The organism is Flavobacterium branchiarum (assembly GCF_030409845.1).
Lineage (GTDB): Bacteria > Bacteroidota > Bacteroidia > Flavobacteriales > Flavobacteriaceae > Flavobacterium > Flavobacterium branchiarum.
Genome location: NZ_JAUFQQ010000005.1, coordinates 476494 through 490717 on the forward strand (window position 1 = coordinate 476494; position 14224 = coordinate 490717).

Genomic DNA, 14224 nt, shown 5'->3' on the forward strand with positions numbered 1-14224 from the left:
TAAAAGCATTCAATTTTTTTACAACTAAGCGACACTAATATTGTATATATATAAAAGCTTAGGAATTAATTCATAAAACCCTATACTTTACGGCAACCAATGCGATTTAGCAAAACAACAACTATCTAATAATCAAACAATACTTAATCAACTCTTCTCGCTCTTAGTTTGGCAAAATATTTAATTATACCAATGTACCTATTACAGCATCCTTTCTAGTATTATTTCTTTTTCTTTTTAATAGGTTTCTCTTTTTTAGAACCTTTATTTATTTTTTTGTTCAATCTTTTTTCAGTCTCTTCAATTTCATAATCATAAAATGAATTTAACGTTTGAAGTCTTGCTTGTTTCACTATTTTTAATGCTTTTTTAAATTCCATCTGGCTTTCTAAAAACATTACTTTCTTAAGAAGAATCTCTACTTTATTAATTCCTTTAATTGTTAATGCAAAATCAATTAACCTAACTGCTTCTTCATGATCTTCATTCATGATTAAAGTATGAATGTAAGAAGGATATATTTCAATGGCATTAATATTAATTAAAATAGCCTGTTGAAAATACTCTTTGGCCTCATCATATTTAAACAAATGATCGCTTAATATCTGCCCGTATAAACACAATGCCATTGTATTTTTTTCATCATAAGACAATGCATAATCCAATGATTCAATAGTTTCTTCCAGCGAATACGGATAATTATCTAATGCTTGAAAAAGGTACTTATCTATTGTTTTCATAATTTATTCTATTTTAAAGATTTTGAGATTAATCATTACCTAAATAATCTTCTCTTTTTAATCTTTGTCGTTCTTGTTTGAAATTTTTTGCCTGTTTTTGTTTTTTAAAATCCGATCCTTCAAAAACACGAATTGGATTGCCTCTTTGTATTTGCAACTGATTCATCCATTGGGCTTGAAATTCGGCTTTAAATTGTTTTACTGTTTCGTCCTTAAACTTTTGTAATAACCGCTCGGTAGCTAGTTTTTTATTCTGATGTTGCGAACGCGAATCCATCGACACTACACTAATTCCTGTAGGTACATGAGTCGCTCTAACTGCCGAGCTTACTTTGTTTACATGTTGCCCGCCAGCACCTGAACTACGCATTGCCTGATACTGGATATCATGCTCATAAATTTGAGTTGTAGTTGTTTTATCAACTTCAAAAATTCCGATAAACCAATTTTTACGTTTATGAAATTTCCTAAACTGACTCTGCCCTATCCACTGAATTGTTCCAATCCAAGAGTTTACAAACGCATCAAGAGTATCACTTTCTAATAAAATTGTGACAGTTTCAACTGTCCCATTTTCTATTCCTGTTTCTCGTTGAAGCAAAGTAGTCTTTATTTTACTGATAGTAGCTTCTTCTAGGAATGTTTTTAAAACCTGAGCCACAACCCAGCTACATTCTGCTGGGCCACGGCCTGATGTTATTTGAATTATTTTTTCCATTTTTCTATAATTTTCAACAGTTTCTCTCTGTTTTTTGCCTCTTTTACAAATTTTGGTAAACGAGCCACTAAACTAGAACTGTAATTTGCTTTTGAATTTCGCTCTCGCAAATCTGCTCCAATGTATCGCTCTAAATACGCTATATGCTCTTGATTGTAAGCCCAAAATAGTTCTCCATCTACTTCTTTTTGAAACCAAAGTGGCAAATCATATCTTGTATCTCTAACCAAGCCATCATTTAAAGCAACACGCTGTAAAACCTTTTTTATTTTTGGTTTCCACTCTTCCTGAAAATTACAATGAGGACATTTTGCTCGGTATTTTTCAGGACATTCTTTCAAGGGTTGCGATTCAAATTCGTATTTTTCAAAACAATGATTGCAATAGACTTTTCCATAAGCGATGTATTGGTAAACTGGCTCTTTAAGTTTATAAAAACAACATTTGCATTCAAAAATTTCTGTATAACAGCGACCGCATTCACAGTCGATTTTCTTCTCTCTTTTAACAGTGGATTTAGAATCACATTTTGGACATTTTACAAAAACATCGTTGGAAAAATTCCCTAAAAATTTATTTTCATCTTGAAATCGTTTCATCTTTTCTAATTTTTAAAATTATCTGTCCATTCGAACAATCTTTGGTGTAAATGTTCCTAAAACATCAACCAATTCTGTTTGATTAGCCATTACTTTATTAATATCCTTATACGCCATTGGAGCTTCGTCAATATTTCCTCCAATCAAACTCACCTCGTTTGCTTTCAAGACTTTATTTATCTCACTTTGCGTAAACGATTCTTTGCATTTTCTACGAGAAAAAAGTCTACCTGCGCCATGAGAAGCTGAGTTTAAACTGGCTGGATTTCCTTTTCCTTGAACAATAAATCCAGGTGCAGTCATTGAACCCGGAATAATTCCAAGCTCGCCTACATTTGCAGGAGTTGCTCCTTTACGATGCACAATTGCTTCCTTGCCATTTACCATTTCTTTCCAAGCAAAATTGTGGTGATTTTCGATTGTTACTACCACACGTTTACCAATTGCTTTCGCTATTCGACGATGGATATCATCATGACACGCTTTGGCATAATCACCTGTTAAATTCATAGCCAACCAATATTCCTGTCCGTCATGGGTATTTAAATCCAACCAAGCCAAATGTTGTACATTTTTTGGCAAGGGACATTGTTTAGTCGCCAAATAGGTATAATGTTTAGCGATGTTTGCTCCCAATCCTCTTGATCCACTATGCGAAAGCACCGCAAAATACTCACCTACACCTATCTTCCATTCATTAAGTGGATCTGTAATTTTGGCAATTCCGAACTCTACAAAATGATTTCCTCCTCCCGATGTTCCAAGCTGTTTATACGCTTTACTCAATAGTTTTTTTAAAAGCGGAATGTCTTGAAACTCGCTTCGGCTAAACAATTCATGATCTGCTTTTATTGCATGCGTTTCATACATTCCAAATTTCGTATGGTCTTTTAAAATCGCTTGCAATTGATGGTCTTTTCCTTTAAAAAAAGAAGCTGGAATATCAAAAATTGACAAACTCATTCGGCAACCAATATCAACGCCTACTCCGTAAGGAATCACGGCATTATCTGTAGCCAGCACACCACCTATTGGTAATCCGTAACCAGAATGTGCATCGGGCATTAAAGCACCTGCTATCGAAATTGGCAATTTTAAAGCATCGTACAACTGATATTTTGCTTGCTCATCGATTTCATTTTCTCCGAATATCGAAAATGGTGCGCGCGTATTATTTAACTGATGCATTCTTACTTGTACTGGATTTACTAATCCTTCGGCAACTTTACCCCAAGTACCATGTCCTGTGAATTTTTCAGGGAATAGTAAAACTTCTTTGGCTTCGGTTAATATGCTCTCTTTCTTTTCTCGTTTTCTGTATCTGTTTATTTGCCCCAAGGCAATATTGATACTATTATTTTTTGGAAAGCCTATTTTAATCAGGTCCTTTCCGGATAATTTATTTCCCATTAGGTATATTTTTCTTCTAAATACGCTTCATAAAGCGCATTTAGATTTTTACTTTTTATTTGATTACTGTATTTTAGCTTATGTAAGCTGTTATAATAATCACTATCTCTATTACCAGTTTTATAAATTTTATATCCTAAGCACTGGTTTTCAATGTAATTTTCTATTAGCCTTAATTCACTCTCAAGAACTGTATCTACAGCCTTTTTATGTGTAATTATGTTGGGCTCAATTTTAAACACAAACCTCCATGGCTCATTGAATTTGTAATAGGTCTTAAAACACTGGTATCTGCCAGACCATTTTTCGGCTAGTGTAAAAAAGGATTTTTCTTTATCAGTAAATTCGAATTTGTTTTTATTCCAGTCACTAATAGTAACATTACTAACAAATTGCTCCCTCAGATTATCCGATTTTTTTCCAAATCTTTTCTTTCGACTCGTAAATGTTTTTTTATCAGAAAACTGAAATGTGTTTATTTTATCTAATAAATTCACAAAAAACAACGCATCCTCTGAGCGTAAAATATCGTTTCGAACTACAAAAAAACGACCCCAGCCTTTTTGATAGGGCTCTTTTAATTCTATTAGTGGCAAATTTTTGATTGCCAAATTAATTGAATGTCTTTGTTTTGATAATTGAATGAGATATTTCTCGAAATCCTCTTTAACTACGCTTTTTTTGTGTCTTTTTTTCTTTAAGCGACTACATTGGATGTAATCATCTAAAAGATAATTGTCCATTTAAAAAAAATTTAAATTATAGTTTCCCTGCCAAGCATTAGAAAATACAAGGCAAAAGCATTTTATCTCAAATAGATAAATTGAGTTCGGGGTATCGGGAATTTTTTGAAGTGTCTAGAATAAAAAAAGCCCGAAAGTTAATTTCCTTCGGGCTTATTCATATATCTAAAATTGATTTGCTATGATTGCGAAAAGCCACGAAGACACATAACAACAGAATCTAATCCTGATGCGATGTTTTGAGAGGTAAAGTTTAATACAAACATTGTCTTCGTTTATTAATTGGTTAATGATTTATTTCTGATGCAAATTTTGTGAATTATTTTTCAAATAAACAAATTTAAAAACAAGTATTTTCTTATTTTAACACTAACTAATTAATTTTCAGTAAATTAATATTAAATTTAAAAATCAAATCATAAGCAATCGTTAAATCCCTTTTAAACTATAAATTTTGATTAAATTTACAGCTATCAAAAATAAACCAATACTTATGCCAAACGACTGTATCAGCTACCAAAACTCAGGATATTTCTCAACATTGATACACGATTATTTAGAGCAAAAATCGGATTTAAAACCGCTATATAATAATTTTCCAACGCTGGAAAACTTTGAAAAACAAATCATTGAAAAACAACAAAATTTTGATGATAACAATCGAATTCCTTTAGTTTCTGTTTTAAAAGAACAATATGCTACGATTGAACTCTCAGATTCAACTAAGCAAAATATAGAGGCTTTAGCGCTCTCAAATACGTTTACAGTTACAACTGGGCATCAATTAAATTTATTCAGTGGTCCACTATATTTCTTGTATAAAATTATTTCTACAATTAATCTTACCAACGAATTAAAGGCAAAATACCCTACTTATAACTTTGTTCCCGTTTACTGGATGGCAACTGAAGACCATGATTTTGAAGAAATTAATTATTTCAATTTTAAAGGTAAAAAATTCAGATGGAATGCAGAAAGTACAGGACCTGTAGGTAGATTATCAACTAAAGGTCTAGACGATGTTTTTGATATCTATGCTTTAGAATTGGGTTCTAGTACCAATGCCACTGTTTTGAAAAAATTATTTAAAGAAGCCTATTTACAACACGATAATTTAGCTGATGCAACACGTTATCTAGCTAATAATTTATTTGCTTCTCAAGGTTTAGTAATCTTAGATGCGGATAATGCAGATTTAAAACGTGCCTTTATTCCTTATATAAAAGAAGAACTAGAATCTGAATCTTCTTATAAAGCAGTTCAAGAAACTATTGAGAAACTCAAAGATTATACAGTTCAAGTAAATCCACGTGAGATTAATTTATTTTATATCGAAGATAATCTACGCGAACGCATCATTTTTGAAAATGGTAAATACATAGTAAATAATACTCGAATAGAATTCTCAAGTCAAGAAATCTTCGATTTAGTAGAAACCAATCCCGAAAAATTCAGTCCAAACGTGATTATGCGTCCACTATATCAGGAAATTATTCTGCCTAACTTGTGCTATATTGGTGGAGGCGGAGAAATCGCTTATTGGCTAGAATTAAAATCTTTTTTTGATACTGTAAAGATTACTTTTCCGATGCTTTTAATTAGAAATTCAGTTCTTTTAGCAACAGAAAAACAAGTTAAAAAAGCAGATCAATTGAATTTATCATGGAGCGATTTATTCTCTAAACAAGAACATTTAATCAATAAAAGCACCCGAGAACTATCACCGTTTTCAATTGATTTAACACCTCAAAAAGAGATTCTACAGAAGCAATTCGAATATCTTTATGAATTAGCAAATCAAACTGATAAGTCATTTACTGGGGCTGTAAAAGCACAAGAAGTAAAACAATTGAAAGGATTAGAAAACCTTGAAAAACGATTACTGAAAGCTCAAAAAAGAAAACTAAATGATATTTTACAACGTATTACTGACTTGCAAAATGAACTGTTTCCTAATAAAAGCTTACAGGAACGTCAAGCCAATTTCTCAGAGTTTTATTTAGAAAAAGGAGAAAGATTAATTCCTCTTTTGATTCAAGATTTAAAACCGTTAGAATCTAATTTTAATATCATAACAATATAAAAAACAGTTGCTCCTTTAAGGAGCAACTTAAATCAATAAAGTAATAATCAATAAGAAAATAAATAACCGCTTGCTTCTTAGATTATTATCCCTAAACCAAATTATTAATTTTTAAAACAAAAACTAACCTATTACCAAAACATCATGACCAAAGAGCGCTTGATTTCACTAGATGTCTTCAGAGGATTAACTATTTTATTAATGACAATCGTCAATAATCCAGGAAGCTGGAGCGCAATTTATCCTCCACTACAACATTCAGAATGGCACGGCTGTACACCAACCGATTTGGTTTTTCCTTTTTTTATTTTCATTATGGGAGTTGCTGTTTCATTTGCAATGCCCAATAAGACGTTTGACAGCACAACTTTTAATAAAATATTAGTTCGGTCATTAAGGATGTTTTGTTTAGGAATCTTCTTTAATTTTTTTGCCAAGATTCAACTTTTCGGACTCGAAGGAATTCCATTGCTTATTGGTCGATTAATCATAACTATTGCAGTAGGATATGCATTAATGGGTAATTTTAGTGCTAAAGTAAAAAATATTCTAGCCTTTTCTATTCTGTTTATTTATCTCTTTTTAGCTTATAGCGGTATCGAAGCTTATCAGGACGTACGATTACCTGGAGTACTTCAGCGCATTGCAGTTGTCTATTTTGTAGTATCCCTTTTATATTTAAAATCAAATCAGAAAACTCAACTACTAGTTGCTTCTATCTTGTTATTAGGATATTGGGCTGTAATGGCTTTAGTTCCAGTTCCAGGATTTGGAGAAGCTAATTTTGACAAAGGAACTAATCTAGCGTCATGGATCGATAGCATTTTATTAAAAGGACATATGTATCGCGGAACTATAACTTGGGATCCAGAAGGGATTTTAAGTACCATTCCATCAATTGCAACAGGAATTATTGGTTTACTTATTGGTCAATTATTACACCGCTCTATACCTAAAATAGAGATTGCTAAAAAAATGGCAATTGCAGGTATCCTTTTAATCATCGTTGCTCAAATTTGGAGTATTGTTTTCCCAATTAACAAATCACTATGGACAAGTACCTACGTTTTATATACAGCAGGATTAGCTACTACTTGCCTTGCTATTTTATATTATCTTATTGATATTATGAACCTGAAAAAGGGAATTAAATTATTCTTGATTTGGGGAGTAAACCCAATGATAGTCTTTTTCTTTTCTCAGATAATCCCACAAGGACTGGTAATGATTGAATTTAAAAATCCGCATAATCCTGAGCAACAAATCAATCTTTTAGATTATTTATATAATTTTGGAATTGCTCCTTTTTTCAGTAATCCAATGACAGCTTCATTGGCTGGCGCGCTTACCTACGTTGGAATTTGGACGTTTATTCTGTGGATTTTCTACAAGAACAAACTTATTTTTAAGGTTTAAAAATTTTTCCAAATCATATTAATTATCATAAAGATAGCCTCTGTAGTTTTAATTGTGAATTTATTAAATTCAATTCATAAAAAAAGCCTATTTTTGCACAAAATTTAATAAAAACAAAAATGGCAACAAATAGAACTTTTACAATGATTAAGCCAGATGCTGTTCAAAACGGACACATCGGAAATATCTTAGCAATGATTACTAATGGAGGATTTAAAATCGTTTCATTGAAATTAACTCAATTGACTGTAGCTGATGCTAAAGCATTTTACTCAGTTCACTCAGAAAGACCTTTCTACGGAGAATTAGTAGAATTCATGTCTCGTGGACCAATTGTTGCTGCAATTTTAGAAAAAGACAACGCTGTTGAAGATTTCAGAACTTTAATCGGAGCTACAAACCCTGCTGAAGCTGCTGAAGGAACAATTCGTAAAGCATACGCAACTTCTATCGGAGAAAATGCAGTTCACGGTTCTGATAGCGACGAAAATGCTGCTATCGAAGGTGCATTCCATTTTGCTGGAAGAGAGCAATTCTAATTAGACTAGCTTAGATTGTTAGATAGTTAGACTATTAGATAGTTAGACTATTAGATAGTTAGATTTTTAGAATACTAGATTTCTTAGACTAAAAAACAAAACCCGCTTCAATGAAGCGGGTTTTGTTTTTTATATAGTATCTCAATAATCTTTTATTAAATCTAAGACATCTAAGTCAGTCTAAGAAAGTCTAACAATCTAAGTAGCCTAATAATCCATTTACTCATTAAATCTAAGATATCTAAGCCAGTCTAAAAATCTAACTATCTAACATATCTAGTAGTCTAAGCTAGTCTAAAAATCTAATAATCTAAGAAGTCTACCTTAAAACCACATCACGAACAACATCTCTACGTAATTCTTCGTTGATCATTGTAATAATCTTAGATTTTCCATGAGTAAGCTCTTCTCGTAAAACAGAAGATGTAAGCTCAACATAAAGCGTACTTCCTTTCAAAATAACGTTTCTGGTGTAACTATTCACTCCATTTCCCATCAATTGTCTCCATGCATCCTTTACATCAATTTCATCCATTCCATACTGAAGTCTATTTACCTCAATAATTTTTTGTAAAATATCCCCAACGGAACTCTGATTATTTAGTCTTTTCGCCATTCTCTATGATATTTATTGGTCCTGCTTTTTTGTAATGATATTCTTTTTTCTCGGCGTTCAGCAATACCAACTCTCCGTCAGTTAAAGCAATTAACTCCTCACTCCATTTCATATAAGGTGTCGAATAATCTAAAAAGGCTTTACCATCTTTAAATCTAACCTTAACCTCTTCATGCAAATCATTTGTTACAAAAGTCCCATCTAATTGTGGCATTACTTTTTGGCGAGTTCCAGTATTATCGGCTCCAATCATAAAATAATCAAAGCTCTCATTCATTCCGTAATCTTTATCCTCTCCCTCATCAAAAGTAACTTTTTCAATTTCCCAATATCCATTTAATTTGGCAATATCAGCGGGTTCAATTTTCTGTTGACAAGAGACAAACAAAAGCGAAACAAATAAAATTTTAAATACGTTTTTCATTATAATTTATTTTTTTGAGAAGCTATTACCTGCTATTCGCTATATCTTTTTTGTAAAATCCTTCCTTTGTCAGGATGGTACAATAAAGGATGTCGCTTCTATCAGGGCTAAAGCTTCACGGTAATTATGGATGTTTTTTATCAATTACAAAGTTAACCTTATAAAATTGATAACGAAGAAAAAAAAGCCAAAACCCTATAAACTATTCGATTAATTCGGACTTATCCGTAAAAGCAAAAAACCAAAGAATACGATACGTTTTCCTTGGTTTTTTTTATATATTAAACACAGCTTATCCTAATAACGAAAAGCTTTATATTATAAAACGATATTAGAAATAGCTGTTTATTAAATTATCTTTTTGTTTGAATCCTTCTAAGAAGCCCAAGAAGGAATAAAATCACACCTATTACTAATAAAATGTAATATACGGTTAGATTTTGCTCTCTAAAAATATTAGACAATACAAAAGAAAGAATGCTACCAAAATAAAAATAGATTGGAGGAATAGTATTAAAACTCATCTTGAAATTATTTAAAAAAACTATCTACAAATTCATACTTATTAAAAACCTGTAAGTCTTCAATTCCTTCTCCAACACCTATGTATTTTACAGGAATCTTAAACTGATCCGAAATACCAATCACAACACCACCTTTGGCAGTACCATCTAGTTTAGTTACTGCAAGAGCTGTTACTTCGGTTGCAGCTGTAAACTGCTTAGCTTGTTCAAAGGCATTTTGACCTGTAGAACCATCCAAAACCAAAAGTACGTCGTGTGGTGCATCGGCTACTACTTTTTGCATTACACGTTTTACTTTGGTAAGTTCGTTCATCAGGTTGATTTTGTTATGCAAACGACCTGCAGTATCAATTATTACCACATCTGCATTTTGAGCTACTGCAGATTGTAAAGTATCAAATGCTACTGATGCTGGGTCACTCCCCATGTTTTGTCTCACAATAGGTACGTCTACGCGATCAGCCCAGATTTGCAATTGATCAATCGCTGCTGCACGAAAAGTATCTGCTGCACCTAAAACTACTTTATATCCGGCTTTTTTGAACTGATACGCTAATTTACCGATAGTTGTAGTCTTTCCTACTCCATTTACTCCAACAACCATTAAAACGTATGGTTTTGTCTTAACAGGAATTACAAATTCTGTTGCTTCACCGGTATTGGTTTCTGATAACAAACCTGCAATCTCTTCTCTCAAGATTTGGTTTAACTCATCAACACCAAGATATTTATCGGCTGCTACACGGTTTTCTATTCGGGTAATCACTTTTAGAGTTGTCTCTACCCCAACATCCGAAGAAACAAGAATTTCTTCTAAATTATCTAAAACGTCATCATCGACTTTAGATTTACCAGCTACTGCTTTGCTTAATTTAGAAAAGAAAGAGGTTTTTGATTTTTCAAGACCTTTGTCTAGTGTTTCTTTTTTTTCGGATGAAAATATTTTTTTAAAAAAACTCATTTTATATAGGTTGTTAGTTTTTTGAATTATTTAGATCTTCTCACAATCTACAACAATCCTTGAGTTTAAAAAAGGACAAATGTCTTTAATTAGCCCCGATTGTAGTAAAATCCTTTTGTTCTGGGTTTCAGAACCAAAAGATTGAAGCAAAAGCGGGTACATTGCTAAAAAAAAGAACTAATGTTAGGCTTCTCTTATATCTCGAGACAAATATAAAAAATAAAAAAGCTACTTCCGAATGAAAGTAGCTTTTCTATATATTGTAATTGTTAATTATTTCTTTTTCAAGAAAGTATCAACTTCTTCAGGAGTCATAATAGATTCTACGAATGTATATGCACCAGTTTTTGGAGATTTCACCATTTTGATGGCTTTTGATAATCTCTTAGAAGCTGTTTGTAACGATGCTACGGTTTTCTTTGCCATGATTCAAATGTTATTTGAAGTTCTTATAAAGCTCTAATGGAAAACCATTGAGATTTATAAAATCTCTAATTATTACTTAATTTCTTTGTGAACTGTTACACGTTTCAAGATTGGATTAAATTTCTTAATCTCTAATCTGTCTGGAGTATTTTTCTTGTTCTTTGTTGTAATGTATCTTGAAGTACCTGATACACCAGAAGTCTTGTGCTCAGTACATTCTAAAATTACTTGGATTCTATTACCTTTCTTTGCCATCTTGCTATATATTTATTATTGGAAAAGATTATTTGATAAATCCTTCTGACTGCGCTTTTTTCAAAACTGCAGAAATTCCATTTTTATTAATTGTTTTTATCGTAGATGCTGCTACTCTAAGAGTAATCCATCTATCTTCTTCTGGAAGATAAAAACGCTTTTTCACTAAGTTCACAGAAAATTTTCTCTTAGTTTTGTTCATAGCGTGAGAAACGTTATTTCCTACCATCGCTCTTTTACCTGTAAGGTCACAAACTCTTGACATTATACTTATGTTTTATCGTTATTCAAAATCAGGGTGCAAAGAAAAGAAAAATAAACGATTGAAACAAAAAATTATCGCACATTTTTTAAAATTTCTTTCTGTAACATTTCTAAACTTTTAATTACAGCCCTATCTATCACTTTTTCACGTGGTTGGCCAAAGTTGAATTCTTCGACAATTATATCGTCCGGAGTTGCAATTGCAATAAAAACCGTACCAATTTCTGCATTTGAGTCTCCTTTTGTCGGTCCAGCGTTTCCAGTTGTCGCTATTGCGTAATCCGTTTTCATTAGGCTCTTTACACTCAAAGCCATCGCCGAAGCCACTGCCGAACTTACGACAGAATTTTCTGCTATCAAACTCGCTGAAATCCCCAAAACAGTTGTTTTTAGCTCGGTTGAATACGGCACAATACTTCCTTTAAAATAGCTCGATGCTCCAGAAACCGCTGACAAAAGCGATGCGATTTTTCCCCCAGTACAACTTTCGGCTGTCGCTATCGTTTTCCTTTTCTTAGCAAGTAATTGCCCAACCACCACCTCGATAGTTTCATTATCATCAAAACCTACTATGATATCATGAATAATTGCATCTAAGGATCGTACATTGGCCTCAATAACCGCTTCTAGCATTTCTTTATCAGTTCCTCGTGCCGAAAGTCGCAGTCGCACTCTTCCTGGATTGGGCAAATAAGCTAATTTTATAAAATCAGGCAAATTATTCTCCCACTCCTCAATGCGCTCTGCTACTAAACTTTCGCCCTGACCATATGTGAGTATCGTTTTATGAATGATATATGGCCGTTCATACTCTTTTACAATTTTCGGAACGATAACACTCTCCACAAGATATTTCATTTCATAAGGAACTCCCGGAAGAGAGACAAAAACAGTGTTTTCTTTCTTCATCCACATTCCTGGCGCTGTTCCCATTTCATTATGGAGCACGGTACATTTTGAAGGAACCAATGCTTGATCTTTATTCATCTGAGTAATCGGTCGCTTATAAAAACCTTCGATTATCGCCGTAACATGAGCCAAAACCCCAGAATCAACCACTAATTCATCTTCAAAATAATCACAAAATGTTTTTTTGGTCACATCATCTTTAGTCGGTCCTAAACCTCCCGTGATAATTACCAAATCAACTTTATTTTGTAATTGTGAAAATGTATTTAGAATATGCTCTTTTTCATCGCTTATCGAAATCATCTCATGGACTTCGACTCCGATTTTATCTAAAGATTTGGCTATAAAACCAGAATTTGTGTCTACAATTTGCCCTATAAGGATTTCGTCACCAATTGTTATTATTGTTGCTTTCATGTATTTGAAATTCAAATTACTACATTAGATTATTTCTCGCAAGGAACCGCATGAAGTAGCAATATATATCCTTTTTATCGCGAAGTAAATACGAAGAAAGAAATTAATTCACCCTCTTTTTCAATTAACATCAGATTAGTGAATTTTATTTAAAACAGATAGCCTAACCAAATTTTACGGAAAGGCTATCGTTATTATTATTTTACAAATCAAAGTCTTTCTTAATTTCTTTGATCGCTTCTTTTACTTGATTCTTTATACTCTTAAAAGTCTCTTCTATCGCTTTCTTCTTCCCTTCGACCTTTGTCCATGCCTCAACCTGAAGAATCTCTTCAAAAGCCATATTAAGCCCCAATAGATCAAGCGTTGGTTTTACCTTGTGTGCATACGCATAGGCATGCTTATGATCTTTCTTTTTTATCCCTTCTTTAATTTGTTTTAAATCCTCAGGAACTTCGGTTACAAACAAATTAAGAATCTCTTTTACAAATTCCGGATCGTTATCTGAAAGTGCGTACACTTTTGAAAGATTGTATTTTAAAGCCATTATTTTACTTGTATTCTGAATAATTTTTTCCCTTCTAAAAACCCTTCTAAAACGTCGTCTGGTTTTACAGCCGCAACTCCTTCTGGAGTTCCTGTAAAAATAATATCTCCAATTTTTAATGTAAAATACTGAGAAACATATGAAACAAGCTCATCAATTTTCCACAACATCATATTAGAATTTCCTTTCTGAACAGTCTTAGCGTTATTTGTTAACTCAAATGTAATATTTTCTAACGAACTAAATTGCGTCTTTGGCAAAAATTCTCCTATCACTGCCGAACCATCAAATGCCTTTGCTTTCTCCCAAGGCAATCCTTTTTCTTTCAGCTTAGCTTGTAAATCCCTAGCAGTAAAATCAATCCCCACACTAATTTCATCGTAATACTTATGAGCAAACTTAGGCTCTATATACTTCCCTACCTTGTTAATCTTAACAATTAACTCAATTTCGTGATGAATATCTTCTGAAAATTCAGGTATTACAAATGGATGTTGTTTTAATAAAACTGCCGAATCGGGCTTCATAAAAACAACTGGCTCCGTCGGGCGTTCGTTTTGCAACTCTTCAATATGATTGGTATAATTTCTACCGATACAGATTATTTTCATAGCTTACAGTATTCAGTCTCAG

General features: G+C 32.6%; 17 protein-coding genes. 3 read left to right on the forward strand and 14 right to left on the reverse strand.

Annotated features, from left to right (window positions below; all coding sequences use genetic code 11):
• Positions 1-221 precede the first annotated feature (221 nt).
• The 5 genes from QWY99_RS14055 to QWY99_RS14075 are packed head-to-tail and all read right to left on the reverse strand — an operon-like array spanning position 222 to position 4210.
• Positions 222-740 (reverse strand): hypothetical protein, encoded by a 519-nt coding sequence (locus tag QWY99_RS14055; protein WP_290266130.1) that lies wholly within the window; start codon positions 738-740, stop codon positions 222-224.
• A 28-nt stretch (positions 741-768) separates the two neighbouring features.
• The gene (gene prfH / locus QWY99_RS14060; RefSeq protein WP_290266131.1) at positions 769-1458 is read right to left on the reverse strand and encodes a peptide chain release factor H; all 690 of its coding nucleotides are present in this window, start codon (positions 1456-1458) and stop codon (positions 769-771) included.
• A complete protein-coding gene (locus tag QWY99_RS14065) occupies positions 1446-2057 on the reverse strand; it encodes a hypothetical protein (RefSeq protein WP_290266132.1) in 612 nt (203 codons plus the stop codon). The genes prfH and QWY99_RS14065 overlap by 13 nt, the downstream gene beginning before the upstream one ends.
• A gap of 18 nt (positions 2058-2075) precedes the next feature.
• Complete coding sequence (locus tag QWY99_RS14070) at positions 2076-3467, reverse strand: RtcB family protein (RefSeq protein WP_290266134.1); 1392 nt, start codon at positions 3465-3467, stop codon at positions 2076-2078.
• Positions 3467-4210 carry a hypothetical protein gene (locus tag QWY99_RS14075; RefSeq protein ID WP_290266135.1) on the reverse strand — a complete coding sequence of 248 codons (744 nt, stop codon included), beginning with the start codon at positions 4208-4210 and terminating at the stop codon, positions 3467-3469. Before QWY99_RS14075 ends, QWY99_RS14070 begins: the two co-directional genes overlap by 1 nt.
• A gap of 493 nt (positions 4211-4703) precedes the next feature.
• Here QWY99_RS14075 and bshC point away from each other — a divergent pair, with 493 nt between their 5' ends.
• The 3 genes from bshC (at position 4704) to QWY99_RS14090 (ending at position 8248) form a co-directional block, all read left to right on the forward strand.
• Complete coding sequence (gene bshC / locus QWY99_RS14080) at positions 4704-6293, forward strand: bacillithiol biosynthesis cysteine-adding enzyme BshC (protein WP_290266136.1); 1590 nt, start codon at positions 4704-4706, stop codon at positions 6291-6293.
• 144 nt (positions 6294-6437) lie between these two features.
• Positions 6438-7709, forward strand: a complete 1272-nt coding sequence (locus QWY99_RS14085; RefSeq protein WP_290266138.1) for an acyltransferase family protein — start codon at positions 6438-6440, stop codon at positions 7707-7709.
• A 119-nt stretch (positions 7710-7828) separates the two neighbouring features.
• Positions 7829-8248, forward strand: coding sequence for a nucleoside-diphosphate kinase (locus QWY99_RS14090; protein WP_229990523.1), 420 nt, complete (start codon positions 7829-7831; stop codon positions 8246-8248).
• A gap of 319 nt (positions 8249-8567) precedes the next feature.
• Here QWY99_RS14090 and QWY99_RS14095 read toward each other — a convergent pair whose 3' ends face one another.
• The 9 genes from QWY99_RS14095 to QWY99_RS14135 form a co-directional block, all read right to left on the reverse strand.
• The gene (locus tag QWY99_RS14095; RefSeq protein WP_290266140.1) at positions 8568-8864 is read right to left on the reverse strand and encodes a DciA family protein; all 297 of its coding nucleotides are present in this window, start codon (positions 8862-8864) and stop codon (positions 8568-8570) included.
• Positions 8845-9288 carry a lipocalin family protein gene (locus QWY99_RS14100; RefSeq protein ID WP_290266141.1) on the reverse strand — a complete coding sequence of 148 codons (444 nt, stop codon included), beginning with the start codon at positions 9286-9288 and terminating at the stop codon, positions 8845-8847. The genes QWY99_RS14095 and QWY99_RS14100 overlap by 20 nt, the downstream gene beginning before the upstream one ends.
• 531 nt (positions 9289-9819) lie before the next feature.
• Positions 9820-10773 carry a signal recognition particle-docking protein FtsY gene (gene ftsY, locus QWY99_RS14105; RefSeq protein WP_290266142.1) on the reverse strand — a complete coding sequence of 318 codons (954 nt, stop codon included), beginning with the start codon at positions 10771-10773 and terminating at the stop codon, positions 9820-9822.
• A 273-nt stretch (positions 10774-11046) separates the two neighbouring features.
• Entirely contained in the window at positions 11047-11199 is a 153-nt protein-coding gene (locus QWY99_RS14110; RefSeq protein ID WP_264206378.1) for a DUF4295 domain-containing protein, read from the reverse strand.
• A gap of 72 nt (positions 11200-11271) precedes the next feature.
• On the reverse strand, positions 11272-11454 hold the full coding sequence (gene rpmG, locus QWY99_RS14115) for a 50S ribosomal protein L33 (protein ID WP_047778459.1): 183 nt from the start codon (positions 11452-11454) through the stop codon (positions 11272-11274).
• Positions 11455-11482: 28 nt separating this feature from the next.
• A complete protein-coding gene (gene rpmB / locus QWY99_RS14120) occupies positions 11483-11719 on the reverse strand; it encodes a 50S ribosomal protein L28 (RefSeq protein ID WP_007805815.1) in 237 nt (78 codons plus the stop codon).
• 71 nt (positions 11720-11790) lie between these two features.
• Positions 11791-13044, reverse strand: coding sequence for a CinA family nicotinamide mononucleotide deamidase-related protein (locus tag QWY99_RS14125; RefSeq protein WP_290266162.1), 1254 nt, complete (start codon positions 13042-13044; stop codon positions 11791-11793).
• A gap of 202 nt (positions 13045-13246) precedes the next feature.
• Positions 13247-13591 (reverse strand): Hpt domain-containing protein, encoded by a 345-nt coding sequence (locus QWY99_RS14130; protein WP_290266163.1) that lies wholly within the window; start codon positions 13589-13591, stop codon positions 13247-13249.
• On the reverse strand, positions 13591-14202 hold the full coding sequence (locus QWY99_RS14135; protein ID WP_290266164.1) for a fumarylacetoacetate hydrolase family protein: 612 nt from the start codon (positions 14200-14202) through the stop codon (positions 13591-13593). Before QWY99_RS14135 ends, QWY99_RS14130 begins: the two co-directional genes overlap by 1 nt.
• Positions 14203-14224: the final 22 nt, after the last annotated feature.

Excerpts from the sequence above, each read along its gene's own strand:
- QWY99_RS14055 (WP_290266130.1), bottom strand. The coding sequence starts at position 740 with ATGAAAACAATAGATAAGTACCTTTTTCAAGCATTAGATAATTATCCG.
- prfH (WP_290266131.1), bottom strand. The coding sequence starts at position 1,458 with ATGGAAAAAATAATTCAAATAACATCAGGCCGTGGCCCAGCAGAATGT.
- QWY99_RS14065 (WP_290266132.1), bottom strand. The coding sequence starts at position 2,057 with ATGAAACGATTTCAAGATGAAAATAAATTTTTAGGGAATTTTTCCAAC.
- QWY99_RS14070 (WP_290266134.1), bottom strand. The coding sequence starts at position 3,467 with ATGGGAAATAAATTATCCGGAAAGGACCTGATTAAAATAGGCTTTCCA.
- QWY99_RS14075 (WP_290266135.1), bottom strand. The coding sequence starts at position 4,210 with ATGGACAATTATCTTTTAGATGATTACATCCAATGTAGTCGCTTAAAG.
- bshC (WP_290266136.1), top strand. The coding sequence starts at position 4,704 with ATGCCAAACGACTGTATCAGCTACCAAAACTCAGGATATTTCTCAACA.
- QWY99_RS14085 (WP_290266138.1), top strand. The coding sequence starts at position 6,438 with ATGACCAAAGAGCGCTTGATTTCACTAGATGTCTTCAGAGGATTAACT.
- QWY99_RS14090 (WP_229990523.1), top strand. The coding sequence starts at position 7,829 with ATGGCAACAAATAGAACTTTTACAATGATTAAGCCAGATGCTGTTCAA.
- QWY99_RS14095 (WP_290266140.1), bottom strand. The coding sequence starts at position 8,864 with ATGGCGAAAAGACTAAATAATCAGAGTTCCGTTGGGGATATTTTACAA.
- QWY99_RS14100 (WP_290266141.1), bottom strand. The coding sequence starts at position 9,288 with ATGAAAAACGTATTTAAAATTTTATTTGTTTCGCTTTTGTTTGTCTCT.
- ftsY (WP_290266142.1), bottom strand. The coding sequence starts at position 10,773 with ATGAGTTTTTTTAAAAAAATATTTTCATCCGAAAAAAAAGAAACACTA.
- QWY99_RS14110 (WP_264206378.1), bottom strand. The coding sequence starts at position 11,199 with ATGGCAAAGAAAACCGTAGCATCGTTACAAACAGCTTCTAAGAGATTA.
- rpmG (WP_047778459.1), bottom strand. The coding sequence starts at position 11,454 with ATGGCAAAGAAAGGTAATAGAATCCAAGTAATTTTAGAATGTACTGAG.
- rpmB (WP_007805815.1), bottom strand. The coding sequence starts at position 11,719 with ATGTCAAGAGTTTGTGACCTTACAGGTAAAAGAGCGATGGTAGGAAAT.
- QWY99_RS14125 (WP_290266162.1), bottom strand. The coding sequence starts at position 13,044 with ATGAAAGCAACAATAATAACAATTGGTGACGAAATCCTTATAGGGCAA.
- QWY99_RS14130 (WP_290266163.1), bottom strand. The coding sequence starts at position 13,591 with ATGGCTTTAAAATACAATCTTTCAAAAGTGTACGCACTTTCAGATAAC.
- QWY99_RS14135 (WP_290266164.1), bottom strand. The coding sequence starts at position 14,202 with ATGAAAATAATCTGTATCGGTAGAAATTATACCAATCATATTGAAGAG.